The organism is Nitrobacter sp. JJSN, assembly GCF_051912485.1.
Taxonomy (GTDB): Bacteria; Pseudomonadota; Alphaproteobacteria; order Rhizobiales; family Xanthobacteraceae; genus Nitrobacter.
Genome location: NZ_CP196822.1, coordinates 2,963,643 through 2,988,946 on the forward strand (window position 1 = coordinate 2,963,643; position 25,304 = coordinate 2,988,946).

Below are 25,304 nucleotides of genomic sequence, written 5' to 3' on the forward strand. Positions count from 1 at the left end.
ACTTTACCCCGAACGCATTGCCATCGTCACAGGAGAGACGACCGTCGCGGAGCGACGAAATCCGCGCGACTCGTTTGCCAGACATGACATGCGGACCAGTTGGGACCCGCTGCATCGGGCCTACTTCGGTGGGTACGCGCTTTGGACTCACCTGACTACTCCGATCCTTCTTGCGATGGAGAACTTCGAGGTTCGCGAAATCGAACCGTGGCACGAGGGAATCAAAGTTTGACGTGATTTAAGAGCTACCTTCCCTGCAACGATCGCGAGCCATAGCGCAGAACAGAATTTCTATTTCGGTCCTGACATGCTTATTCGTCGGCACGACTACAGGGTCGAAATCGCTGGAAGCTTTGCAGCGGTGGTTGCAAAGCAGGGCCGCTCTTCATGGCGTTCCGCCGCCGTCCAAGGCGCGCGCTCCACTCAGCACATTCGCGATTCCTCCTTCGCCGCGACGCCTTCCGAGCAGTTCTTCAAGCGCTCGATCATCCATCGCCCGGCCGGTCCCGGAGGTTCGCCCTCCCGATAGACAGCGAACATGGGAAGAGGCAGCCCTCCAGGCGGCGCCTCTTCGATCGAAAGCTCGACGAGCCGCCCTTCGGCAATATCTCTTGCCACGGCGTGGAGTGGCATGCCTCCGAATCCCAGGCCACTGACAAGGAAAGCATGCTTCGCAAAGAGGTCCGCCAGCCGCCAGGTGGATGGCGACATCACGCCGATATTGCGACCTTCCGTGAGCGTGGATCGATCCGTCAGGACAAGCTGCACATGCCGCGCTAACTCCTCCTTGGGGATGGTGCCACGGTAGGATGCAAGAGGATGGCTCGCTGCAGCCACCATCATCAGTTTGACGTCGAAAAGGCGTTCCTTGATCAGACCGGGCGGAAGCGTCGGCAGAGAACCAACAACGCCAATACTCGCTCGTCCATCCAAAACCGGCTGCACCGCGCCACCGAGCGCCTCGACATAGAGACGCAACGGCGTCGCCGGAAACTGGATACGAAATTCACGCGCAGCTTCGGCGATCAGCGAAATGGGCAGAAACACGTCGAGGACAGCCGTCAGTTCGGCCTCCAGCCCGCCAGCAATCCCCTTCGCCCGTGCCTTCATGGCATCGACGCCGGTGATCACCGCACGCGTGTCCGCCAGCAGGACAACGCCTTCCTTCGTCAGCTTGGGATAACGCCCCGCACGATCGAACAGCACGACGCCAAGCTGAGCCTCCAAACTCAGAATAGCTTCGCTGACCGCTGATTGGGTTCTTCGCACACGGCGCGCCGCGGCCGAAAAACTGCCCTCATCGGCAGCAGCAACGAACATCCGCAACTGGTCGAACGACACGCTTTCAAGCATCGATCCCTCCATCGGTCCGGCCGATGGATAACATCAAAATATACTGGCTGCACCCGATGCACGCCATCCCCCATCTTGCGTGTGAAGGCGGCGTCGACCGCCCCGACAAAGGAACGGCCCAAGCAGCCGAAGGAGCACACGATGACACTTCGCACGCACACATTCACGCCTGCCCGTCTCGGGCGCTACACGCTGTCAAATCGGCTAGTGATGTCCCCGATGACCCGCAGCCGCGCCAAGCAGGACGGCACGCCGGGAGAATTGACCGCCGAATACTATGCCCAGCGCGCCAGCGTCGGCCTGATCGTGGCGGAAGGCACGCAGCCTTCGGACGACGGACAGGGCTACCTCACCACGCCGGGCATCTACACGGCAGCGCATATTGCCGGATGGAAGAACGTAACGACGGCCGTGCATGACAAGGGCGGCCGCATCTTCATCCAGCTCATGCATGTCGGGCGCATGTCGCATCCCGACAACACGCCGCACCATCGCCAAGCCGTTGCGCCATCCGCCATTGCACCCGTATCGCAGATGTTCACCGCTACGGGTATGCAGGACATTCCGGTGCCGCGCGCATTGTCGACCGAAGACATCCGCCAAACCGTTGCCGACTTCCGTTACGCGGCGCGCGCGGCCATTGACGCCGGCGCCGACGGAGTCGAAATCCACGGCGCAAATGGCTATCTCCTCCAGCAATTCTTCGCCCCGAACGCCAACACGCGCACCGACCAGTATGGCGGCTCCATCGAGAACCGCGCCCGCTTCGCGATCGAAGTCGCCAAGGCAATCGCCGAGGAGATCGGTGCGGACAGGACGGCGATGCGCTTGTCTCCCGGATCAACGCTCGGCGGAATCGACGAGGGCACCAATGGCCCGGATCTCTACCGCTATCTGGTCGTCGAACTCGATAAACTTGGCCTTGCGTACATCCACGTCATTCACAACGGCGATGATCAACTGATGGCCGACCTGCGCGCGCGGTGGAAGCAGGCGCTGATCCTGAATCGGCCCGGCCGCCCACGCGACCAGATCGGCGCCGACGTGGCTTCGGGACTGGCCGATTTGGAAGCCTATGGGCAGATGGTGCTCGCCAACCCGGACTTCGTCGTGCGGCTGAAAAGCGGTGCGCCGATGAACACGGCAGACCGCGCCGCCTTCTTTGGCGGCACCGCACAAGGCTACACCGACTATCCCGCGCTTGTGGCCACCGCTGCCTAAGCCGCGCGACGTTGTCCGTTATCAATCGAGCTGCGCAGCACGCGCAGCTCCGAGTTAACCAGGCCTCGGCTCAACAAAAGCCCCTCATATAGGAGTCATTGCCATGACTATTATCCGTTATCTTCCCTTCGCCGGCCGGCTGATGATCGGTCTTCCTTTTGCCATGAGCGGCTTGAGCAAGCTGGGCGCCTATAGCGCCACCACCGGGATGATCAACGCCGCTGGATTGCCTTTCCCGCCACTGGCCTTCGCTGTTGCTGTTGCCGTCGAACTCGGCGGTGGCCTGCTTCTCATCGCCGGCTATCGTGCTCGCTACGTCGCCGCTGCTCTTGCCCTGTTCTCGCTCGCAGCGGCAGTGTCGTTTCACAACAACTTTGCCGATCAGAACCAGATGATCCACTTCCTCAAAAACGTGATGATGGCGGGTGGACTTTTGCAGATCGCGGCATTCGGCGCCGGTGCGCTCAGCATCGACAATCGGCGCAAGGCCGGCGGCATAGGTTCAAGCCCGGCAATGGCCGCTTGAATATCTGCGACGACGTTCCCGCTCGTGGTCTCGACCGTGGCCTCCAGTCGAAGAACCCGCACGCGACACCAAACCGAGAAAAACCATGTCCAACACTGTATCGACCTTGTTGCTTCGCAACCTCCATGAGGTGTTCGGTGAGATTGATCCCGTGCGTCGACGCGCGGCGATCGCCGAGATCTTCCACGAAGACGCAGCGTTCTACGACCCCAAAAGCGGAATTTTCCGCGGCCGCGACGAGATCGACCGTATCGCCGGCGTGATCAAGGCATCTCATCCTGACTTTCAATATCAGCCGATCTCCCCGCCTGAGGAGACGGGCAATGGCTGTCGGGTCCGGTGGGTATCGGGAAGTCCTGGCAAGCCGCCAGCTTATGCCGGAACCGATTTCGCGATCGCCCGGGACGGCAAGATTGCCGCCGTCTATCTCTTCTTTGACGACCTCCCCAACTGAACGGCGTCCCGAGCGACCACCATCGTGAGTGCCTTCTCGAAGTTCGCGTAATCGCACGACATCATGAGCAGGAGGAACGCCGAATTGGCAATGCTCATCTCGCGAATCAGCCGGCGAATTTCCAGCGATACAGTTGGTCGGCCGTAGCAGCGCCTGGATTTCCAGCTCCAATACGATCTGAAACCGGCCGAGCTAACGGATCTCGGTGTCCGGTCGGACGATCGCCAGTGCATCATACATCTTGAAAAACAGTCGGCAGACACCTCTCAAGCTTAGTCTGCCAGTCGAGATGAAGGGAGGTCTCCTGGAACGGTTCGCTGCAGCACATTGATTTGTTGCCTCAAGACCAGAATTTCTGCCTCAGGTGAACTGCAGCATCAGTGGCCTCTAGCAGCATAAATTTGATAAAAGGTGACGACAATTTCGAGTGCGATCAACACAACGATGATGAGTTCAAGGCGCAGCGATCGGCGCGTATCGATGATGTCAGCGAGAGTGTTGGCCGTTTCGGCCACTACGGCGAGCTTCCGGTTGAGCGCGTCGAAGCGCTCTTTAAGTTCGTATTCGTCTTCGAGCCGTGCATAGAGCCGCTCCAGATCTGGACGATCCCACAAAGCATCTGGTTTTTCCGCTACCGCAACACGGCCCGATACCCGGTGCTGTACCAGCAGGGCATTTCCGAGCAATTTCAACATCCCTTTTCGGTTCCGCCGAGTGCGTCCGTGATCTGCCAGCTCTTTCGCAAATGGCTCGATGATCTCGAACACTTTTGCGACTTCGCGTTCGTCATGGGCAAGCACAACGCTTTTCGCAAGGACATCGGCAATGACAAGAAGCCTTTCGGGCGACATGTCCCGCAACTGAATCGGTCCTCCCGCCTGAACCTGGTCCTCGGTTTCACTGGCGAGCGCAACGATCGCGGTTTCTTCCTCAAATCGCACGAACTCGCCACCGATCCGGGGCTTCAGCGTTTCCAAAAAATCGATCTCATTTTCGGGCGAAAGGCCGATCAGCACCGCGACGCCGTAGCGAAACAGCACAGCGACACCAGCCTTGCCAACCTGGATCGCGAGCGGGAGCGCCGAAAGCACTTCTCCCTCGAAGCCCATCGTATTGATCCGGTCTCCAATATACAGGGCATGTGCGGTGACCCGTGCACCCATTTCCGCGGAGATAATTGCCGGTTTGGTCATCACGACATTTCCCCAAAGTCTCCGCGCCTCATGTTCTTTTCCCGCATATCGTGAAGGGCCATAGCCAACCCCGGCTTCCCTATGACAGCGTACTCCACGACTACAAGGAGAGCCAGAAGCGGCATTCCGGCGAGAAATAAAACGAGAGACGGACTGCTTCACCGTTTGGGGTAACGCCGCGCAGCGGTTTGAAAAGCTGATCAAGCTCCGACGACACCGCCATCCTCGCGGGTGATGACGAGTGTCGCCGAGCGCGGGGTCGCCGAACCACCGGCTGGCCAGTGGCTGCCAAGGCGTCCTTGCGCAAACTCATCGGCGCTCGTATGCGCGCCTGGATGCTGGACGTTGACGAACATGGTGCGGCCGTCCGGCGTCGTTGTCACGCCGGTGATCTCCTGCCCGAGCGGACCTGTGAGAAATCGGCGAATCTCTCCGGTCTGTGGATCGGCGCACAGCATCGCGTTGTTGCCGAACGGCTCGTAGCGACCTTTGTTCAGCGAGTTGTCGCTGATGTCGGTCTGGATCCACAATCGGCCTTCGGCGTCGAACCACAGTCCATCGGGACAGGCGAATAGGTTATTCTCGTCGAGCGGGAGCCCGGCAAGGTCCCGGCCAGAGGCTTGGTCGCCACCAATGACAAACAGCTCCCAGCGGAAGCGCGTCGCCGCGTGGTCAGCGTCTTCTTCGGTCCAGCGCACGATATGTCCGAAATAATTCTCAGCGTGTGGATTTGCCTTGTCGACCTCGTCCGGTTTTCGCTTAGCATTGTTCGTGAGGGTGAAGTAGACCGCGCCGGTCGTCGGCTCAACCGCGCCCCATTCCGGCCGATCCATGCGGGTGGCGCCGACATGCTTCGCCGCGGCGCGGGTGTTGACCAGCACCTCGGCCTGGCTGCGGAATCCGTTCTCAGACGTCAGGCCGTTCTGACCAACGGCCAGCGCCAGCCAGTCGCCGGTCCCGTCATCATTGAACCGCGCGACATAGAGGGTGCCATCATCGAGCAGATGGCCGCTTGCTCCGGCCTTGCTGAAGGGTTGCGCGCTGACGAATTTGTAGATGAACTGAAACATGGCATCGTCGCCAGAGTAGCACACCAGCGGCTTGCCTTCGACCGCCGGCGCGAACACCACGCCCTCATGCGCAAAGCGTCCGAGCGCCGTGCGCTTGACCGGCACGGCATCGGGCCGGAACGGATCGATCTCCACCATCCAGCCGAAAGCGTTAGGCTCGTTACGATAGTCCTCGACCGGGCTTGGCGCTTTGCGTGAGGCATCGAAGCGGACGAAAGCATCGCCGCCGCTGTCGGCCAGCTCCCAATGATAGCGCGTCTTGCCGCGCGGCACCTGATATTGGCTGTGCTCCCGCGGCTGATCCGGCTTGCCATCCTTGCTGTCGTCGTTGCGAAAATACTGCGCCCAGTTCTCCTCCGCGGCAAGATAGGTGTTCCACGGCGTCGCGCCCGACGCACAATTGTTCAACGTACCGCGCACGCAGGTGCCGTTGGGGCTGTATTTCGTTTTGACGAAGTCGCTCCCGCGCACAGGTCCAGCCAACTCCATCGGCGTCAGCGCGGTGATGCGGCGGTTGTGAGGGTCTGGCACCGCAGCCCATCCGCCATCGGCCTCGCGGCGAATCCGGACGACGCTTACGCCATGCGCATTCATTTCCTTGAGCACGTCGTCAGCCGGTCGTCGGCCATCAATGAGATAGGCGTCTTCGGCGCCGAGCTTGAGACCTGAGGCAGAGGCGTGCATCAAACGCGGTTCGACATATTCGTGGTTGATGACAAGCAGCCCGCCGTCGGTATGGCCGTCGATAGCAAAGAAATGCATCCCGTCATGGTGACTACCGACCTGCATCGCCTGATCCTCGCCGCTGTTGTCGACGGCGAAGGCCGGCATGCGGCCCAGAACCGGCTCGCCCCACGGCAGGATGACGTTCACCCGGTAGCCTTCGGGGAAGGTCACACTATCGGCACGGCTGACCGGGACTGGTTTGAAATCGAGGCGGTCCCCGCCGGTTCTTGCTTCACCCGGCCGGACGAACAGCGCGACGACCGCCGTAGCAAGCCCGCCCGCGAGCACGTCGCGGCGCTTCAGGCGTCGCGTGACAAGGTCGCCAAAACGCGGGTTTCCGGTCTCAAGGCACGGTGGTTCATCGCCGCCGTCCCCAGGAATGATCTCGATGGCTTGGCTCACCTTGGGACACCCCCAATGGAAGGCCTCGAAATTACCGCCGCTCTGTGACAGTTCGTTCACGACCGGAGGGGTTCCCGGCCAACTCGCGATGCGGTGGCTGCATTGGTCATGAACAGCGCGTGAGGTTGGGGATGAACGAGACCATGCCGAGCCACAGACGAGGGCGTGGTGTAGACGGCATGAAGGGCGAGAACGGAATTGGCCAGCCAACAGCTCGAGATCGAATTAAAGCTTGAACTCCATTCCCGGGACGCAACAAAGCTTCGGGGGTTTTTGCGGAAGTCGTTCAAACGCGGTCAAGCGCAAGCGTTGGATTCGGTTTATTTCGACACGACCGAGCAGCACCTTCACAAAGCCGCCTTTTCACTGCGCATCCGTCACACTGGCAAGCGGCGGGTCCAGACATTGAAGGCTGTTGGCAAGGCAACGGCAGGTCTCTTTGTGAGACCGGAGTGGGAGCGCGACATCGAGAGCGACATCCCGGCCCTCCTCCAGCAATTTATTCCCGAACCCGTCTTGGCTGACCTACGCCCCATCTTCCGGACCGTGGTGCGCCGAAATTTGTTTGAAGCAATCGAGCGTGGCGGCTGCAGCTATTCTTGCTCAGATCGATGCCAAGGATCACTATGCTCACGGTCCGTTCCTTCCTCTCTTGAACACCGACATCCTACACAGGCGTCGGCAGGAGGGGCGGGCCATCCATAAAGGGGGTTCCCAAGGCTCCAGATCAAAGTATTTGACGCTGATAAAGAAGCAGAGCGAGACGATCGAGCCCGCAGCTTAGCCGACGCGAATGCGTGCGCCTTTGGTCGTCTTCCGATAACAGTTCACAAACCATTCGCTCTGGCTGTCAAATCCGCTAACGATTTCGAAAATCGCTCGCTGCATAGTCTCCGGGTCAACAGGAAACGGGGTTGTTGTATGACTGGGAACGCTGTCCTTGAAAACGTGCGTCGATATCGCACCATAGCTTCGCTCTATCGTCAGACTGCGGCGTTCCGTCCTGCGCAAAGATCGACGCTCCTGGCGCAAGCCTATGAATATGAGCGTCTCGCGATGACGGAGCTCGAAGCCCACTTCACGGTTCATAACACCGCATCGTGGAACATGGCTACCGCTGCGTGAGCGCTGTCGAAGGTACTAAGGAAAACGTTATAAGCGCTGGCGGCAGCGGCAATTTCTCAGCGAACCGGACAGATGAGCCGCAGGCCGCGGCGTTAGCTGCGCAGCCCCGGCGCTTCCTGGCCGGTGCGTGCGACGTATTCGGTGTAGCCCGCCGCCATACTATAGTGGATGCCCTCGAGCGTCAGCTCCAGCACGCGATGGGAGAGGACGCTGAGCAAATGTCGGTCGTGCGAGACGAACGTAAGCGCTCAACCGCTGCCCCATTGATGTGGGCTTGACGTTTTGCGGAATCTCCAGGGCATGAGGTCTTCGATTTTGCTTTGAGGATGGCCGGCGATGATTGCCTCGAGTGTTTCGGCGATGTAGGCGACGGGGTTGACGTCGTTGAGCTTGCAGGTGGCTACGATCGACGCCAGCAAAGCCCAATTCTCGGCTCCAACTTCATGACCAGCAAATAGCGCATTTTTTCTGGTCAGGCACACCGGCCGGATGGCGTTTTCGACCGGATTGGTGTCGAGCTCGAGACGTCCGTCTTCGAGGAAGCGGGTCAGCCCCGGCCAATGATTGAGCGCGTAGCGGATGTCCTGGGCGAGTGTCGAGCTGCTGGAGATCATCGACAGCTGTTTCTCGAACCACGGCTTCAAAGCAGCAACGACAGGCCGCGAATGCTCCTTGCGCGCGGCCAGTCGGATGTCCGGCGATGAGCCGCGCACCGTGGCTTCGATGGCATAGAGAAGCGCAATCTGCCGGACCGCGTCTTCGGCGATCGGCGATCTGCTGTTGCGCGCCAGCTTGACGAAGCGCCGACGCAGATGACTCCAGCAATGCACGAGCGTCCAGGGGCCTTGCGGTCGCGCAACGCCGGTCAGCCGATCATAGCCCTCGTATGCGTCGCATTGCAGGAAGCGCCCGTTAAAGCCGTCCAGGAACTGCCTGGCGAAAGCGCCGCTGCGTCCGGACGCATATCGGAACAGCACGATCGGCGGACTTGGGCCGCTGTGGCCGCGGTCGTCGGAGACAATAGCCCAGAAGAAGCCTTTCTTCGTCTGGCCGCGCCCGGGAGCAAGCACCGGCGCCGTGGTCTCGTCCATGAACAGGCGATCCGCCGCCGCCAGTTGGCGGCGCATCCGATCCCCAACAGCCTGGAGATGGAAGCAGGCGCGGCCGGACCAGTTCCCCAGCGTCGCCCGGTCGAGCCGGATCCCTTGTCGCGCGTAGATCCCGGCCTGCCGGTAAAACGGCGTATGATCGCCGAACTTGGCGACGATCACTTGCGCAATGGCCGCTTCGGTCGGCAGTCCGCCAGGCACGACATGCTCCGGCGCGTGCGCCTGAACGACCGCGCCCGAGCAGCGGCGGCAAGCATATTTTGGACGACGCGTGACCAGCACGCGCCATTGCGCCGGGATCACGTCGAGACGCTCGCTGACGTCTTCGCCGATCTTCGTCATCGCGCCGCAGCCGCAGGGACACAGCGTGCTCGCAGGCTCGATGATCCGCTCCACCCGCGGCAAATGCGCAGGCAGGCAGCCCCGATTGCGATGACGGGCTTGATCTGATGCGCCGCGCGATCGGCCCTGGATAATCGCTGCCGCGTTCTCCTGCGCCGCGTCCAGGACGCCTTGCGCGATCTCGACGTCTTCGAGCGGCAAATGATATTGATCAGGCCGCAGCTTCTCGGACTTCGCGCCGAACTTCTCGCGGCGAAGTTCTCCGAGGATAACCTCCAGCCGGCGCCGCGCCTCTTCCGACGTTGCCAGCGCCGCCTGATGCTCGCCCAACGTCGCTTGCGTTTGCGCCAAAAGCGCCTTCAGGCGTTCGTTCTCGTCGCGCAGCGCCGCGGTGTTCATGCGCTATTTCCAGCACATCGCCGCCGTTCTCGCCATGCGCAAAGAGCGTCCCGAGTCACTCTGCCGCAGTTATCCCGCCGCTTGCGGACGCCGTGCTTCCTCCGGACGGACCAGCCTCCAGTCCAAACCTTCAAACAAGGCCGCAAACATCGCCGGCGATACCCGCATCACGCCATCCGCAATCGTCGGCCACACGAACTTGCAGCCTTCGAGCCGCTTGTGCACCAACACCAGGCCCGTGCGATCCCAGACCAAAATCTTGATCCGATCCGCTCGCCTCGATCGGAACACGAACGCCGCGCCGCAGAACGGGTCGAGACCAAGCATCTCCTGCACCTTCGCCGCAAGCCCATCGTGACCACAGCGGAAGTCGACAGGCCGCGTCGCGATGTAAATCTTCAACTCCGCGCCAGCAGCGATCATCGTGACGTCCGCACCGCGCGGATCACCTGTGATAGTTGCTTCTCGCCGATCGCCGCGTCCGTCCGCACGACGATGTCACCGATCGCAATCTCAATCTTGACCATCGGAACGTGACGCTCGTCTAACGGCTCTTCCACAACCAGCGGTGCGAAGCTTGTCGTCGGAGAGTCGCACGACGGCAAGCCGCCTCTCTGTCGAAAGCGTCGGCGCCAGTCGTAAATCTGCCAGCGCGTCGCACCATGCTTGCGCGCCACCTCCGCTACCTGAGCGCCAGGCAATAAACTCTCGGCAACGATCCGAGCACGCTCAGATTCCGAACGTACGCGCCGCCCCGTCGGTCCCTCAAGCACTTCAAGCCGGCTGACTATTCCAGTCGATGAGCCGTCCAAATGGACGTCCTTTTTGCCGTCTAACACCATCCAAAACCTCCGTCACAACCGGAGGATTCTTCGCATGTTCGATGCTAACCCGATACAAGGGGATCAACTGAGCGCTTACCGCCAGAATACAAGTTCAGGATTTACATCTCGGGCCAGAAACGCGGCGTCACCGACCCGATCAAGCGTGACCTGCGACGACGTTCGGCGATCGAGCCTGTGATCGGTCACGCAAAATCAGACCACCGCATGGACCGCAATTATCTCAAGGGCTCCGAAGGCGACGCCATCAACGCCGTGCTCGCCGCCGCCGGGTACAACTTCCGCCGATTGCTCGCCTGGCTGAGGCTGCTTTTGCGCGCATGGTTAGTGTCGATCATGCGGCCACATGCCAACCATCAATCATTCTCGGTCGCATGAAATCTCGTTCTTCACGGACGACGAAATATGAGCCGGTAGTTCGGTGCGACGACGGATCACGATCCCATCCGTCGCGATTTCTAACCCTTCGGGCGCCTCGCGGCCCTTGAACAAGGTACGCCGTGAATGGTCTCGCTCCAGGACATCAAGTCGGACTTCCCAATTGGCCGGACGACGTCGTCGACCAATGGCTACTCAAACTTGCCAATCACCCAAGATGGGTTGCGATGGTGTCGCGCTTGATCGAGCCAAATTTTCGCTTAAGCGAAAACTTCGCCGACCACTGTGCGTAAGCGCGTCCGCGCATGCTGTGGGGGCGCGACCTCACCAATCCTGCAAGTTGTCGTCTCCCCGCCCTCGGCGAGAGATGGCATCGTTAATCACTATATATGGTGTATCCCCGAGCAAGCGGGATAGCAGTTTCGGATTGCGAGCGGTCTCGGCGCTAGACTTATACGCGAATGGGTTGTTCTGCTCGTCGCCTTTCGCGCGCTTCCCTTAGAGGCGCCACGCGATCCCGCATGATTTCGAGCATCTGCAACTTTTGCTCGAACGACCGCGCCGCAATTTCCCTACGTCCCTCAGCCTTCCGCTGAAGAATGTCGGAGATGTCAGGGTAATGAGACTGATCGAACTTCATGGCCTGTGCTCGTTGTCGCACGGATTTTGGATTTCGAACCTATCGCAGAATGACTGCCATTTTGCGGTTAAGTTATGCCTGCCCAACACATTGCGAAGATAAGCAGGATCGAATGCCTTCGCTTCAACAAACTGCGAAATTCGAGCGTAGTCCTTGGGTCTACTCACGTCCAGAGCCGTTGCGATGAGGTGCTCAGCACGCAGAACCCGACATTTTATCGTTGTTTCCGCATCGATCCTGAAATCCACCGTCACGGCCTCAACAAGCCCCTCGGAATCGAGTGGTTTTGCGACGGGTTGCGGGACCTGTTGAAACGTCGTGGAATATCGGCCAGCATCGCTTCGCTCTGGCGTTTCTTCCAGCGCAGAAAGATCACACTTAAAAAAAGACAGCGCACGCCGCCGAGCAACGGCGCGGCGATATAAATGCCGCGCGGGAAGATTGGTTCGAAGGGAAAATCGATCTCGACCCTGAGCGCCTCGTCTTCATCGACGAAACCAGCGCCAACACCAAAATGGCGCGGCTTTACGGGCGCTCGCCACGCGGCGAGCGATGCCGTGCTGCCGTCCCACACGGACATTGGAAGACGACAACATTCACCGCTGGATTGCGCTCCGACGGTCTGATCGCTCCGCTTGTTCTGGACGGCCCCATGGATGGCGACGCTTTCCTGGCCTATGTCGAACAATGACTCGCCCCATCGCTGCGGCCGGGCGACACCGTCATCATGGACAACTTGCCAGCTCACAAGGTCCATGGCGTTCGAGAGGCCATTCAGGCGGCCGGCTGCCGCGCGCACCATGCCAGATCTCTGGCAAGCAATCGCCAGCGCTCTCAAACACTTCTCACCCGATGAATGTCAAAATTATCTCGCCGCCGCCGGATACGACGCAACCTGATCGGAAAATGCTCTAGCAGTTTGCTGAAAAAGCCAAAATTGACCGCTTCGATGATCCTCGGAACGCCTCATCGCGATGATGTGTATTCGGCGGCGCGTTGCAGTCGTTGTCGTCCTGGCGACGACGCGGTTATGCCGTGACCAGTTTGGGAACGCGGATCAGGTTATAGGCGATCAAGTTGAGCATGAAGTCGGCGGCAACGCGGCAAATGCCACGATGTTTGGTCCTGCGCATCGTGCCGTGCTGCTTGCCCCAGCCGAAGATGCATTCGATCATCGCCCGGCGCGTCTGCGACATGCCATAGCCCTGATGGCGCGTGGTCCGTGCGTCGATAGCGCTCCGGCGGCGCCTGCCGGTCTTGCCCATGCCATTGTTCTGCGTCACATGCGGTGTGACGTCGATGGCGCGAAGATTGGCCACATGATCGGCCGTGTCATAAGCCTTGTCCGCACCGGCGGTAATGCGGCGACCCGCTTTCCTGCCTTCGGCCTCGAGCATTATCTCCGCGGCGCGGCGCTCGGCGGTGCCGCTCGCGTGCGTGACGATGCCGGCCACGGCCAGCCCATGCCGGTTCTCCATGGTGACGTGGCCCATGTAGCAGAGCCTGGCCTCGCGTCCGGCCGCCTTGCGGTAGAGCCGGCTGTCGGGATCGCTCGTGCTGACATGGGTGTCGTTCTTGCGCGTCTGACCGTGGAAGTTCGTGCCGTCGTCGCCATCGCGGCCATCCTTGGGACGAAAGCTCTTCTGTGACGCCCAGGCCTCGATCAACGTGCCGTCCACCGAGAAGTGCTCGTCCGAGAGCAGCGGCTCGACCTGAGGGTGTTTCAAAAGCCTGGTCATGAACTTCGTGAACACATCGCCGTTCTGCAGCCGCTCGCGGTTCTTCGTGAAGCTGGTCGGGTTCCAGACCGGATGGTCCGGCGACAGCCCCACGAACCAGCGATACAATAGATTGTAGTCCAACTGCTCCATCAATTGGCGCTCCGAGCGAATGCCGTAGAGCACCTGCAGAAGTAGCGCGCTGAGCAATTGCTCCGGCGCGATCGAGGGGCGCCCTTCACTTGAATAGAGCCTGGCAAAGCTACGGTTCAACTCGCCCAGCACATCACGGACCAGCGCCCGGATCTTCCTCAGCGGATGGTTCGGCGGCACCCGCGCCTCCGGCGAGATGTACGAAAACAACCCGCCCTGATCCACAAAGGCTCCGCGCATCCCAACCTCCACCGATTCACGATGAAAATCGAATCAGCAAACTCTCGCACGCGCGAGCGGTTTTTCAGCAGACTGCTAGATGACGCCAGGGCGATTTTGAGGTTTATCCCGCTGACGACTTCACAATCGAATGCTTGAGGTTCACGCTTGTGGCTGCGGTCGATTCCTTGGAGGCACCGCATGGAGCCATTCGCAACTTGAGGGGATTTAGAATCACGATCGCTACATCGAAGGATTCGAATGCTGGGCCCAACTCAAGGATTAGACGGCTGTCTCCCCCAGCGCAGCGCTACCGATGTGCTACGTGCCCCCGCCGAACCCGCGCAATCCGGCTGGCGACAATCAAGCGATTGATTCAATAGAGCTTTCTGGTAGCGAGAGAGGGACTCGAACCCCCGACCCCAGGATTATGATTCCCGTGCTCTAACCAGCTGAGCTACCTCGCCACGGCATTCATGGTCGGCCGAAGCCGTGTGAACGCGCGGCATATAAAAAGCCGCTCGTGGGCCTGTCAAGCAAAGCCGCCGGATATATCAGCTTATTGCTGGATGGTGCTTATTTTGGCCGTATGGTGGGGTCGCCGCCGGGACTGCCGGGAGGGGGGATAACTGGCGTATTGCCGCCTTCCGGGGTAGGCGCGCGGATTTCGGGATCGACGCCCGCAGGCGGGCACAGCACGCCGTCGGATTTTGCCAGCTTGTCGCCAAGCTGCTGCCTGCCCTCGCCCGTCGTCGTTGCATTCGGCGCGGTCGCATCGTGAGGGGCGCAGCTGGCCGAGTTCGGAACAGGAGTAGGCGCCGCCGTCCCGGCAGGCGGAGTGGCCCGCGGCGGCGGAGCCTGCGCAAGAGCGGTATCCGCGAACGCAACAACCGCGATCAATAAGGACGTGATCTTCCTTCGCATGGTAGGGCAACGAACGGCCGCAGCGGATGTTCCGCAGGGAACCGGCGCCATCAGGATTTGCGATAGCGGATCAGCGAGAAGTGGCCCATCGGCGGCATCGGGCGATGCTCGAAAAGCGTGACGCCGCCGTGCTTCGCAGCCCAGTCCACGAGACGCTGCCACGGAAATTCGGGACGCCAGCCGAGCCGGCGGGCCAGCGGCGCAAATGCCAGTTCAAACAGACGGCGGGGTCCGCGCTCGGCGCCGATATGATTGACCAGAATCAGTTCACCGCCCGGCTTCAGCACGCGGACAAAATCATCGAGCGTCGCTTCGGGATCCGGCACCGCGGTGATGACAAATTGCGCCACCACCGCATCGAAAAACGAATCCGCGAACGCAAGATGTTTGGCGTCCATCACCGCCAGCGTTTCGACGTTGGTAAGATTGAGTGAACGCACCCGCTGCTGCGCCTTGCGCAGCATCGGTTCGGAAATATCGACGCCATAAAGTTTCGTGGTGGACGCATAATCCGCAAGCGACAGTCCGGTGCCGACGCCGACGTCAAGGATACGCCCACCGATCGTGTCGGCGACAGCGATCGTGGATTGACGGCCGGGATCGAATACCTTGCCGAACACGAAATCATAAATCGGCGCCCAGCGGCCATAAGCCTTGGCAACGCCTGCGCGGTCGATGTCGTTGCCCATGCCCCCCGCGTGCCCCGAACGTCTACCCGCGCAATTCGGCGGCGACGGGCTGCGCGGGCGCGCCATTCTGCGCTGCCGCTTCATTTGCGCGCTTCGCCATGGCGCGCGCGATGAATCCGCCGCCGAGAACCCGCGCCTGCCCTTCCGGTCCGTCGTAGAAGACACAGGCTTGACCGGGCGATACGCCCTCCTCGCCGGCCACGAGTTCAATCTCATAGCGGCCATCTACAGCACGCAGCCACGCCGGCTGGGGCTTGCGTGTCGAACGAACCCGTACGAACAGCTCAAGTCCCGCGCCAACAGCGCGATCGAGTGCGCCGTCACCGATCCAGTTCACGTCGCGCAGAACGATAAGATGCATCTTCAGCGCTTCGCGCGGCCCGACAACTACGCGTCGGTTAGCAGCATCGAGACTCAAGACGTAAAGCGGCGCTCCGGAGGCAATGCCGAGACCACGGCGCTGCCCAACGGTGAAATGCACGATGCCCTCGTGATGGCCGATGACATGCCCGTCGAGATGGACGATGTCGCCGGGCTCCATCGCGTTCGGCTTCAGCTGGCTGATGATATCGGTGTAGCGACCGGTCGGAACGAAACAGATATCCTGGCTGTCATGCTTGTCGGCAACCGATAAATCGAAGCGCCGCGCCAGTTCGCGGGTCTGCGGCTTGGTCATGTCGCCGAGCGGAAAGCGCAGAAAATCGAGTTGCTCGCGCGTGGTCGCGAACAGGAAGTAGCTCTGGTCGCGATCCGTATCCGCCGCGCAGAGCAGCGCACGCGATCCGCCCGCCAGACGGCGGGAGGCGACGTAATGACCGGTCGCTAGCGCTGTCGCGCCAAGCTCGCGCGCGGTCGCCAAAAGATCCCGGAACTTGACCAGACGGTTGCACTCAATACAGGGCACCGGCGTTTCGCCCGACGCATAGCTGTCAGCGAAATTCTCGATCACGGTTTCGCGGAAGCGGCTTTCATAGTCCAGCACGTAGTGCGGAATGCCGAGGCGTTCGGCGACATTGCGGGCGTCATGAATGTCCTGACCGGCGCAGCAGGCTCCCTTGCGATGGGTCGCAGCACCATGATCGTAAAGTTGCAGAGTTATTCCGACGACATCGTAACCTTCAGACTTCAACAGCGCGGCCGTCACCGACGAGTCGACACCGCCCGACATGGCGACCACGACCCGCGTATCCTGAGGACGGCCTTCCAGATCCAGACTGTTGAGCATTGATCCCGTCATTCATGAGACCTCGCAAGGTCACGCGTGCCTTGCGGATCGGAGACTTTCGCGGTGTTCGGAAGCGGGTTTTCGCTCCGTCGGGCCGACTGAAAGACCACCCTTTAATATAGGCCGTATTCCTGCGAGGCAATCACGGCCGGATGACGGCGACCCATTGACGGCAAATCTTGCCGCCGGGCAGAAAGCAAGCAGCCGAAGTCGCTGTGCCTGCCGCCGCATAATCCATATAACTAATTGAATATGTTGATTATCTTCTCAATCTGGATGATGGCCCGGTCCTTGCTGTTCATTTAGCAACCCTATCGCGAGAGGTTGCCTGTGTTTAGCGTGACATCAGAAACCGCCACCAGCGTGTCGCTCCCGAACGTGCGGCAGAGGTCGGGGCGGGACGATCCGTCGACGGGCGATACGTTTGAATCCCTGGTCGATATCAACGCACAGGCCTCGCAGGCTTCAACCGTGCAGGCGTCGAATTCGTCCGATCAGCACGATATGCGCCCTGACCGGCTTCCCGGCGCCTCCCGTCCGGATCGCACCATGCCGGCCGACGACAACGCACAGACGCGCGGCTCCGAGGCGTCATCCGCCCGGCCGACGCAGACCAATTCGGCGGCAGGACCGGGCACCGGCATTCAGAAGCCCGCTGCGGGTACAGACACATCGAACGCCACACACCACCATCGGGCCAAACACGAGAGCACCGACGTCGCCTCGACGAAAGACGGTTCTGACCCCAAGCTGATGGCCTCGGACGTCACAACGGCGGACCCGACCGCCGCACCGCAACCCGTCACAATACCGCTTGCGGTTGCCGTTCCGGTCACGCCCCCCGTCGCGGCCACGCTATCGGCAACCACCGTGCCTACCGCAGCCGCAGCCGCCGATTCGGCGACCGCATCAACCGGAGTTGCTGAGGTGTTGTCGGCCCAAGCGGTTTCCGCAACTCACGTCACGCCCGCGGACACCAGTTCCAATCCGGCCATCGCCGCCGATACCACGGCGACTACGGCGGCAATCGTCCAGGGGGCGACAGTCCCGCCTGATACCCTAAAGGCCGCACAAACAACCGCCATGCAGACCAGCGATGCCTTGGCGGCTGTCGTCGCCGCAGCCACACCGCCCTCCACGAAGGCGACCGCAAAGACGCCGGACAACGCGCAGCCGGGCAAGACGGCAGCATCGGCCATGACCGGATTGCAGCCCGGACCGATAGCCTCGGACGTAACAGCAACGTCCGCCGCATCCGGCAATCCCGTCGCGCCGCACGACGCCACTCCCGGCGATCACAAGCACGATGCCGTCGCCACCGACAGCACAAAGACCACCGCGTCCGATACCGGTACGCTTGCAACGCAACCGGGTGCCGCAGCGCCGCAGCATTCCGCGCAGGCGACCGACGCAGCGGTCCCGCAACAACAACCGGGGCAGCCCGACAGCGGCCAGGCGCAGAACATCAACAGCGCCCTTTCGCAGCCGCAGGTACAATCGACCGCCGCGACGACGCCGGTGACACCGCAGTACAATGTCGCGATCGCAGCCGGCGCGGCGGTACCGCTGAATGGACTCGCGGTCCAGATCGCGGTCACCGCCCTGAGCGGCAAGAGTCGCTTCGAAATTCGGCTCGATCCGGCTGATCTCGGCCGCATCGATGTCCGTCTCGACGTCGATCGCCAGGGCCGGGTCACGTCCCATCTGACGGTCGAGAAGCCGGAAACCCTTGCAATGCTGCGACAGGATGCGCCGCAGCTCCAGCGCGCGCTGCAGGACGCGGGCCTGAAGACCGGCGACGGCGGTCTGCAATTCAGCCTGCGCGATCAGTCCTCACAGGGCCAGACCGCGCGCGACGATACCGGCCGCAACGCGCAGCGCGTGATCGTGACCGAAGAGGACAACATCGTTCCCGTGGCGACTGCCGGGCGAACCTATGGCCGCATGCTCGGATCGAGCAGCGGTCTCGACATCAGGGTTTAAGGAGACGGAGATGACGACCTCAGTTGGTTCCGCGGTTCAGCAGGTGGTGTCGGGCACGACACAGCTGCCTGCTTCCTCCTCCTCAAGCTCATCGACGTCGACCGACGGCACGCTAGCTGGCAACTTCCAGACCTTCCTGACGCTGCTGACGACGCAATTGCAGAATCAAAACCCGCTCGATCCGCTGGACACCAATCAATTCACCCAGCAGCTCGTGCAGTTCGCCGGCGTCGAACAACAGTTAAAGACCAACGACCAGCTCACGAGCCTCGTCTCCCTGCAGCAGACCGCGCAGGCAACGCAGGCCCTGGATTTCGTCGGCAAGAATGCCGTTGTCGACGGCAGCACCGCCACCATGACCGACAAGGCGGCGACATGGCAGCTCAGCATCCCGACCGCCTCGACACTCACCGTCAACATCGCGAGCAGCACCGGTCAGAACGTCTTCTCGGGCTCCTACGGTGTCAATGCCGGCGACAATCAGGTTTTCTCCTGGAACGGCCTCGGCAATGACGGCACACAATGGCCCGACGGCAAATACACGCTGACCGCGACAGCCGCCGATGCGTCCGGCAATCCAGTCACGGTCTCGACGCAGATTCAAGGCCAGGTGAATTCCGTTGATCTGACCCAGTCGCCGCCGCTGCTGTCGATCGGCGGGCAGACCTACACGATCAGCCAGATCAAGCGCATCGTGAACTGACCCAGCGCAGTTCGACGGCGTCGGCACCACACAGTCTTCCCGCTTATTAATATGACCGGTCCGCGCCACCCCAACGGCGGCGCGGTGCCGTTTCCGGAACGGCTATTCGAAGGAGAATCGTATTGAAGCCTTGGGCTTAGGCAAATTTTAAGCCACGGGGCGTAGCTTCCTCGGTGAGTTCAGTGGTTGAGAGTTTGTGAGTACGCCATGACAGAACCCCATCGCCCGAGGGTGAAATACGTCATCGGGCCCGACGGCAGCCCGTTAACGATCGCGGATCTGCCGGCACCCGGGACCAAACGGTGGGTGATCCGCCGTAAGGCCGAGGTCGTTGCTGCGGTACGTGGCGGACTGCTCTCCCTTGAGGAGGCTTGCAGCCGCTACACGCTGACCGTCGATGAATTTCTGTCGTGGCAGTTCTCGATCGACCAGCATGGCCTGGCCGGGCTGCGCACCACCCGTATTCAGCAATATCGCCAGTAAGGCGCGCCTCTCACCAAATATTTCAGATTTTCAGAAAACCGGCCTTCTTTCAGAAGGCCGGTTTTTGCCGTTCAGCAATTTCGTCACGGGTCTTAACCGCCGTTAACCATATCGAAACCATACCATAGGCAATATTTGCCGAGTCGGCTTGTCCATGGCCGAATCCGAGGGGCTGGTTCGTTGCAAGGTCTGCTGGCATTCCTAAAAGGCCTGGGCGCATCACGGTTGATGGCGATGGTCGCCGTCACCGCTGTGCTGATCGGCTTCTTTGCGTTCGTCATCGTGCGCGTCACGACCCCGCAGATGACGACTCTCTTTACCGACCTCAGCGTCGAGGACTCCTCTGGAATCATCAAGGACCTCGAACGTCAGGCAATTCCCTACGAGTTGCGAAACGACGGCGCTGTGATCATGGTGCCGAAGGACAAAGTGACGCGGCTGCGGATGAAGCTCGCCGAGGCCGGACTGCCCAAGGGCGGCGGGGTCGGCTATGAGATCTTCGACAAATCCGACGCGCTTGGCACCACCAGCTTCGTCCAGAACATCAATCGCCTGCGCGCGCTGGAGGGCGAACTCGCCCGTACCATCCGCGCCATCGACCGCATCCAGGATGCCCGCGTCCATCTGGTGCTACCCGAGCGGCCGCTGTTCTCTCGCGAAGCGCCACAGCCTTCTGCATCGATCGTGCTGCGCGTTCGCGGCGGCCTGGAACCGCAGCAGATCCGCGCCATCCGCCATCTCGTCGCCTCAGCCGTCAACGGGCTGAAGCCGCAGCGGGTGTCCATTGTAGATGAAGCCGGACAGTTGCTCGCCGATGGCTCGGGGACCGACGCCGATGGCCTGTCCGGAGACGAGCGGCGCGCCGGATTCGAAAAGCGCATGCGCAATCAGGTCGAGGCGATCGTTTCGTCGGTGGTCGGAAGCGGCCGTACGCGCGTCGAGCTCTCCGCCGACTTCGATTATAATAAGATCACCCAGACCTCGGACAAGTTCGATCCGGAAGGCCGGGTGCTGCGATCCAGCCAGACCCGCGAGGAATCCTCTGTCACCGCCGACAACAACGGCCAGGTTACGGTCAACAACGAACTGCCCGGCAATCAACAATCGGACAATACAAGCCCTGCGCGCGACCAGAGCAAAAAGAGCGAAGAGACCAACAACTACGAAATCTCCCGCACCACCAAGACCGAGGTGACCGAGGCCGGCCGCGTCAATCGCATCTCGGTCGCCGTTCTCGTCGATGGCACCTATACCAAGGATGACAAGGGCCAGATGGTCTATGCGGAGCGCAGCAAGGACCAGCTCGACCGCATCGCAACGCTGGTGCGCTCAGCCATCGGCTTCGACCAGAAGCGCGGCGACCAGGTCGAGGTCGTCAACCTCAAATTCGCCGAGCCGCCCGCTGTCGTGCCGCTCGCTGAGCCGGCCGGTTTGCTGGGAATGATGCAATTCACAAAAGACGACGTGATGTACGTCATCGAACTCGCGGTCATGATGTTGCTCGGCCTCGTGGTGACATTCATGGTCATCCGGCCACTGGTCCGCCGTATCCTGGCGTCCGATCCTGCCCCGGCCATCGCCGCGCCGTCGGCTCTGCCGGCACCGACTGACGCCAACGCCCAAGCCGGCGCAACCGGGCAAAATCTCGTTCCCAGCAGCAACGCCACCGCGCAACTGATCGACGTTGCCCAGGTGCAGGGGCAGGTCCACGCCCAGTCGGTGCATCGGGTCGGCGAACTCGCCGAGCGCAATCCTGCCGAAACCGCTTCCATCATCCGTCAATGGCTTGCTGAGCCCGCGTGATCTGACATGGCCGTACCTCAAACCACCGCCACAAACGCCAACGACATTGCCAGCGTCGTCGCCTCGCTTGCGAGCCGTCAGAGCAACCGTCCCAAGTCCAAGCCTATGAGTGGGCCGAAACGGGCGGCTGTGATGATGCTGGCGCTGGGCGAGCAGTACGGCGGCAAGGTCTGGGCCATGCTGGACGACGACGAGGTCCGCGATCTGTCGCTGGCGATGTCCACGCTCGGCACGGTCGAGGCTGATGTGGTCGAAGATCTGCTGCTTGAATTCGTGTCACGGATGTCAGCTTCGGGCGCCCTGATGGGCAATTTCGATGCGACCGAGCGGCTGCTGACTCAATACCTCCCCGGCGACCGGGTGAGCGGAATCATGGATGAAATCCGGGGACCTGCAGGCCGCAACATGTGGGAGAAGCTGTCCAACGTTCAGGAAGAGGTTCTCGCGAACTACCTCAAGAACGAATATCCGCAGACCATTGCGGTTGTGCTGTCGAAGCTGAAACCCGAACATGCCGCGCGGGTGCTCGCCATCCTGCCCGAGGACATGGCGCTCGACGTGGTCGGCCGCATGCTCAAGATGGAAGCGGTGCAGAAGGAAGTGATCGAGCGCGTCGAGCAGACGCTGCGCAGCGAATTCATGTCCAACCTGTCGCAGACCCGCCGCCGCGACGCCCACGAGGTGATGGCGGAAATCTTCAACAACTTCGACCGTCAGACCGAGACCCGTTTCATCACCTCGCTGGAAGAAGAGAACCGCGAATCCGCCGAACGCATCAAGGCGCTGATGTTCACGTTCGACGACCTCGTAAAACTCGACGCAGGCTCGGCACAGACCCTGATGCGCCACGTCGACAAGGATAAGCTCGGCATTGCGCTGAAAAGCGCCAACGAAGAGGTTCGCGCCTTCTTCATGGGCAATATGTCATCGCGCGCCGCGAAGATGCTGATGGACGACATGGCGGCGCTTGGGCCGGTCCGGCTGCGCGACGTCGACGAGGCGCAGGCGCTGCTGGTCAATCTCGCCAAGGACCTCGCTGCCAAGGGCGAAATCATGCTGTCGAAAAACCGCGCCGACGACGAGCTGGTGTACTGATGAACGCTCCGGCAAAATTCCTGTTCGATACGGACTTCTCGGTTCCGCATAAATCCAGGGAGCGGGCACCGACAGCCCCTGAGATCGCGCAGCAGATCGCAGCCGCGGAAGCCCAGGCATATCAGAACGGGTTCGATGCCGCGCAGCGCGAAGCCAAGGTGCAGAGCGACCGGCGCATGGCGCTGGCGATCGAGGATATCGCCGCTGGCATCAAGGGAATCGCCCAACGCTTCGCGGGCGTCGAAACGCGGATGGAGACCGAGGCGGTCGATGTCGCCGTCGCGGTCGCGCGCAAGCTATGCAGCGAGCTGATCGCGGCCGAACCGTTGGCGGAAATGACCACGCTGGTCTGCGACAGCTTCCGGCATCTGGTGTCGACGCCGCATCTCGTGGTGCGGATCAACGATCAACTCTACGACGCGGCGCGCGAGCAAGTCGAACGCATCGCCAAACAATGCGGGTTCGCTGGACGGCTCGTCATACTCGCAGAGCCAGATATCGGGACGGGCGACTGCCAGATCGAATGGGCTGACGGCGGAATCGTGCTGGAACGCGCGACCATCGACGCCAAGATCGACGAACTGGTGCGCGGCTACATGACGTCACGCAAATCGAACGACAACCACTGAGGGTATAGGGACGCACAATGAGCGATAACGACACCCAGGTGCCGCTTCCCGACCTCAACGCCGCCGATGCGCCGGCGGTCGATGACGTCGGATACAGCGAGGACGAACAGGTGACGCGGGTCGCGTCCGATCTCGAAGCGGTGTTCGACGTTCCGGTTCAGGTGTCCGCTGTGCTCGGCCGCTCCAAGATGGATGTCGGCGCGCTTCTCAAGCTCGGGCCCGGCAGCGTTCTGGAACTCGACCGGCGTGTCGGCGAGGCCATCGACATCTACGTCAACAACCGGCTTGTGGCGCGCGGCGAGGTCGTTCTCGTGGAGGACAAGCTCGGCGTGACCATGACCGAAATCATCAAGGCCGAAAAGGCCTGACGGCGGGTCGACCGCCGCGAGCCGGAACACATAACAGGAGCAGATCATGCGGCTTCTCATCGTTGGCACACTGAAGGGCCAACTCACAACCGCCACCAAGATCGCCATGGACAATGGCGCCTCCGTCACCCACGCGGACGGCAACGACCAGGCCATGGCCGTGCTCCGCGGCGGCAAGGGCGCCGATCTCCTTCTGGTGGATGTCGGCCTCGATATCCGCGACCTCGTGACCCGACTCGAGGCGGAACACATTCACGTCCCGATTGTCGCCTGCGGCATCACCAACGACGCGCGAGCCGCCGTCGCTGCGATCCATGCCGGCGCCAAGGAATACATCCCGCTGCCGCCTGATCCGGAGCTGATCGCCGCGGTGCTCGCCGCCGTGGCGAATGATTCCCGCGATCTCATCTACCGCGACGAGGCGATGGCCAGGGTCATCAAGCTGGCGCAGCAGATCGCGTGCTCCGACGCCTCGGTCATGATCACGGGCGAATCCGGCACCGGCAAGGAGGTGCTGGCGCGCTACGTGCATACCCGCTCGAACCGTGCCAAGCGGCCGTTCATCTCGATCAATTGCGCGGCGATCCCGGAGCATCTCCTGGAATCCGAACTGTTCGGCCATGAGAAGGGCGCATTCACCGGAGCGGTCGCGCGCCGCATCGGCAAATTCGAGGAGGCCACCGGCGGCACGCTACTGCTCGACGAAATTTCCGAAATGGACGTTCGCCTGCAATCCAAGCTGCTGCGCGCCATCCAGGAGCGCGTGATCGACCGCGTCGGCGGCACCAGGCCGGTGCCGGTCGATATCCGCATCGTCGCCACCTCGAACCGTAACCTTGCGGACGCTGTGCGTGAGGGAACCTTTCGCGAGGATCTGCTGTTTCGCCTTAACGTCGTCAACCTGAAGATTCCGCCGCTGCGCGAGCGTCCTGCCGACATTCTCGAACTGGCGCAGCATTTCGCGAAGAAATATGCCGAGGCCAACGGCGTGCCGGTGCGTCCGGTTGCGGCGGACGCGCGGCGCGTGCTGACGACGAACCGCTGGCAAGGCAACGTCCGCGAGCTTGAGAATACTATTCACCGCGCGGTTCTGATGGCGAGCGGCGATGAAATCGGCGTGGACGCGATTCTGACGCCGGACGGCAACCGTCTCGACCTGGCCAAGACAGCACCCGCCGTCGCCCATGCCACGCTCGCCGCCGAGCAGGTGACGCGGGCACTGGTCGGCCGCACCGTGGCCGACGTCGAACGCGACCTGATTCTCGAAACGCTGAAACATTGTCTCGGCAACCGGACCCATGCCGCGAACATTCTCGGCATCTCGATCCGAACGCTGCGCAACAAGCTCAACGAATATGCCGATGGCGGTATCCCGATCACGCCCGCCGGCAACAGCGATCATCGCGCGTTCGTCGCAACGCCCTGACAAACCGAGTCCACCGCGAGAGCAATGCGTCTTGCACTCGCCCCACGAATGGTTAGGTTTTGAAGGTTGAGTCGCTGCATCGCTTCGCAGGCTCCGTCATCCTTCG

At 61.5% G+C, this 25,304-nt stretch carries 24 protein-coding genes, 1 tRNA gene and 2 pseudogenes; 15 read left to right on the top strand and 12 right to left on the bottom strand.

What is annotated here, in order from left to right; genetic code table 11:
* Positions 1-423 precede the first annotated feature (423 nt).
* Complete coding sequence (locus ACSZOQ_RS14550) at positions 424-1,353, bottom strand: LysR family transcriptional regulator (protein WP_439923179.1); 930 nt, start codon at positions 1,351-1,353, stop codon at positions 424-426.
* A gap of 141 nt (positions 1,354-1,494) precedes the next feature.
* Here ACSZOQ_RS14550 and ACSZOQ_RS14555 point away from each other — a divergent pair, with 141 nt between their 5' ends.
* The 3 genes from ACSZOQ_RS14555 (at position 1,495) to ACSZOQ_RS14565 (ending at position 3,554) form a co-directional block, all read left to right on the top strand.
* Entirely contained in the window at positions 1,495-2,574 is a 1,080-nt protein-coding gene (locus tag ACSZOQ_RS14555; protein ID WP_439923180.1) for an alkene reductase, read from the top strand.
* Between the two features lie 103 nt (positions 2,575-2,677).
* Entirely contained in the window at positions 2,678-3,100 is a 423-nt protein-coding gene (locus tag ACSZOQ_RS14560; RefSeq protein ID WP_439923181.1) for a DoxX family protein, read from the top strand.
* An 85-nt stretch (positions 3,101-3,185) separates the two neighbouring features.
* Positions 3,186-3,554, top strand: a complete 369-nt coding sequence (locus ACSZOQ_RS14565) for a nuclear transport factor 2 family protein (RefSeq protein ID WP_439923182.1) — start codon at positions 3,186-3,188, stop codon at positions 3,552-3,554.
* A gap of 377 nt (positions 3,555-3,931) precedes the next feature.
* Here ACSZOQ_RS14565 and ACSZOQ_RS14570 read toward each other — a convergent pair whose 3' ends face one another.
* Together ACSZOQ_RS14570 and ACSZOQ_RS14575 are read right to left on the bottom strand one after the other, a co-directional pair.
* Complete coding sequence (locus ACSZOQ_RS14570) at positions 3,932-4,747, bottom strand: RMD1 family protein (RefSeq protein WP_439926078.1); 816 nt, start codon at positions 4,745-4,747, stop codon at positions 3,932-3,934.
* Positions 4,748-4,947: 200 nt separating this feature from the next.
* Positions 4,948-6,945 (bottom strand): PhoX family protein, encoded by a 1,998-nt coding sequence (locus ACSZOQ_RS14575; protein WP_439923183.1) that lies wholly within the window; start codon positions 6,943-6,945, stop codon positions 4,948-4,950.
* 273 nt (positions 6,946-7,218) lie between these two features.
* Between ACSZOQ_RS14575 and ACSZOQ_RS14580 the strand changes: the two genes are divergently transcribed.
* Entirely contained in the window at positions 7,219-7,650 is a 432-nt protein-coding gene (locus tag ACSZOQ_RS14580) for a CYTH domain-containing protein (RefSeq protein ID WP_439926080.1), read from the top strand.
* A 216-nt stretch (positions 7,651-7,866) separates the two neighbouring features.
* Positions 7,867-8,070, top strand: a complete 204-nt coding sequence (locus ACSZOQ_RS14585; RefSeq protein WP_439923184.1) for a hypothetical protein — start codon at positions 7,867-7,869, stop codon at positions 8,068-8,070.
* Positions 8,071-8,162: 92 nt separating this feature from the next.
* Here the strand turns inward: ACSZOQ_RS14585 and ACSZOQ_RS14590 are convergent, their stop codons facing one another.
* The 4 genes from ACSZOQ_RS14590 to ACSZOQ_RS14605 form a co-directional block, all read right to left on the bottom strand.
* Positions 8,163-8,288 (bottom strand): hypothetical protein, encoded by a 126-nt coding sequence (locus ACSZOQ_RS14590; protein ID WP_439923185.1) that lies wholly within the window; start codon positions 8,286-8,288, stop codon positions 8,163-8,165.
* A gap of 30 nt (positions 8,289-8,318) precedes the next feature.
* Entirely contained in the window at positions 8,319-9,920 is a 1,602-nt protein-coding gene (gene tnpC / locus ACSZOQ_RS14595; RefSeq protein WP_439922718.1) for an IS66 family transposase, read from the bottom strand.
* 69 nt (positions 9,921-9,989) lie between these two features.
* Positions 9,990-10,343, bottom strand: coding sequence for an IS66 family insertion sequence element accessory protein TnpB (tnpB, locus tag ACSZOQ_RS14600; protein ID WP_439923186.1), 354 nt, complete (start codon positions 10,341-10,343; stop codon positions 9,990-9,992).
* Positions 10,340-10,762, bottom strand: coding sequence for a transposase (locus tag ACSZOQ_RS14605; protein WP_439923187.1), 423 nt, complete (start codon positions 10,760-10,762; stop codon positions 10,340-10,342). The genes tnpB and ACSZOQ_RS14605 overlap by 4 nt, the downstream gene beginning before the upstream one ends.
* Before the next feature lie 78 nt (positions 10,763-10,840).
* Here ACSZOQ_RS14605 and ACSZOQ_RS14610 point away from each other — a divergent pair.
* Positions 10,841-11,140, top strand: a pseudogene (locus ACSZOQ_RS14610) (transposase); the annotation flags it as partial.
* Positions 11,141-12,064: 924 nt separating this feature from the next.
* Positions 12,065-12,679: pseudogene (locus ACSZOQ_RS14615) on the top strand (transposase); the annotation flags it as partial.
* Positions 12,680-12,808: 129 nt separating this feature from the next.
* Here ACSZOQ_RS14615 and ACSZOQ_RS14620 read toward each other — a convergent pair.
* The 5 genes from ACSZOQ_RS14620 to mnmA all read right to left on the bottom strand — a co-directional run bounded on the left by ACSZOQ_RS14620 (position 12,809) and on the right by mnmA (position 16,708).
* Entirely contained in the window at positions 12,809-13,891 is a 1,083-nt protein-coding gene (locus ACSZOQ_RS14620; protein ID WP_439922884.1) for an IS5 family transposase, read from the bottom strand.
* 369 nt (positions 13,892-14,260) lie between these two features.
* Positions 14,261-14,337, bottom strand: a tRNA-Met gene (locus ACSZOQ_RS14625).
* A gap of 109 nt (positions 14,338-14,446) precedes the next feature.
* Positions 14,447-14,794, bottom strand: coding sequence for a hypothetical protein (locus tag ACSZOQ_RS14630; RefSeq protein ID WP_439923188.1), 348 nt, complete (start codon positions 14,792-14,794; stop codon positions 14,447-14,449).
* A 50-nt stretch (positions 14,795-14,844) separates the two neighbouring features.
* Positions 14,845-15,483, bottom strand: a complete 639-nt coding sequence (locus ACSZOQ_RS14635; protein ID WP_439923189.1) for a class I SAM-dependent methyltransferase — start codon at positions 15,481-15,483, stop codon at positions 14,845-14,847.
* Between the two features lie 22 nt (positions 15,484-15,505).
* Positions 15,506-16,708 (bottom strand): tRNA 2-thiouridine(34) synthase MnmA, encoded by a 1,203-nt coding sequence (gene mnmA / locus ACSZOQ_RS14640; RefSeq protein ID WP_439926082.1) that lies wholly within the window; start codon positions 16,706-16,708, stop codon positions 15,506-15,508.
* Positions 16,709-17,047: 339 nt separating this feature from the next.
* Between mnmA and ACSZOQ_RS14645 the strand changes: the two genes are divergently transcribed.
* The 8 genes from ACSZOQ_RS14645 (at position 17,048) to flbD (ending at position 25,198) form a co-directional block, all read left to right on the top strand.
* Entirely contained in the window at positions 17,048-18,691 is a 1,644-nt protein-coding gene (locus ACSZOQ_RS14645; protein WP_439923190.1) for a flagellar hook-length control protein FliK, read from the top strand.
* A gap of 10 nt (positions 18,692-18,701) precedes the next feature.
* Entirely contained in the window at positions 18,702-19,394 is a 693-nt protein-coding gene (locus ACSZOQ_RS14650) for a flagellar hook assembly protein FlgD (RefSeq protein WP_439923191.1), read from the top strand.
* 207 nt (positions 19,395-19,601) lie between these two features.
* A complete protein-coding gene (gene sciP, locus ACSZOQ_RS14655) occupies positions 19,602-19,877 on the top strand; it encodes a CtrA inhibitor SciP (protein ID WP_002714638.1) in 276 nt (91 codons plus the stop codon).
* A gap of 180 nt (positions 19,878-20,057) precedes the next feature.
* Positions 20,058-21,680, top strand: a complete 1,623-nt coding sequence (fliF, locus tag ACSZOQ_RS14660) for a flagellar basal-body MS-ring/collar protein FliF (protein WP_439923192.1) — start codon at positions 20,058-20,060, stop codon at positions 21,678-21,680.
* A gap of 6 nt (positions 21,681-21,686) precedes the next feature.
* Positions 21,687-22,775 carry a flagellar motor switch protein FliG gene (gene fliG, locus ACSZOQ_RS14665; RefSeq protein WP_439923193.1) on the top strand — a complete coding sequence of 363 codons (1,089 nt, stop codon included), beginning with the start codon at positions 21,687-21,689 and terminating at the stop codon, positions 22,773-22,775.
* Positions 22,775-23,404, top strand: coding sequence for a FliH/SctL family protein (locus ACSZOQ_RS14670; protein WP_439923194.1), 630 nt, complete (start codon positions 22,775-22,777; stop codon positions 23,402-23,404). The genes fliG and ACSZOQ_RS14670 overlap by 1 nt, the downstream gene beginning before the upstream one ends.
* Positions 23,405-23,421: 17 nt before the next feature.
* Positions 23,422-23,772 (top strand): flagellar motor switch protein FliN, encoded by a 351-nt coding sequence (gene fliN, locus ACSZOQ_RS14675; protein ID WP_439923195.1) that lies wholly within the window; start codon positions 23,422-23,424, stop codon positions 23,770-23,772.
* Between the two features lie 46 nt (positions 23,773-23,818).
* A complete protein-coding gene (gene flbD, locus ACSZOQ_RS14680; RefSeq protein WP_439923196.1) occupies positions 23,819-25,198 on the top strand; it encodes a sigma-54-dependent transcriptional regulator FlbD in 1,380 nt (459 codons plus the stop codon).
* Positions 25,199-25,304: the final 106 nt, after the last annotated feature.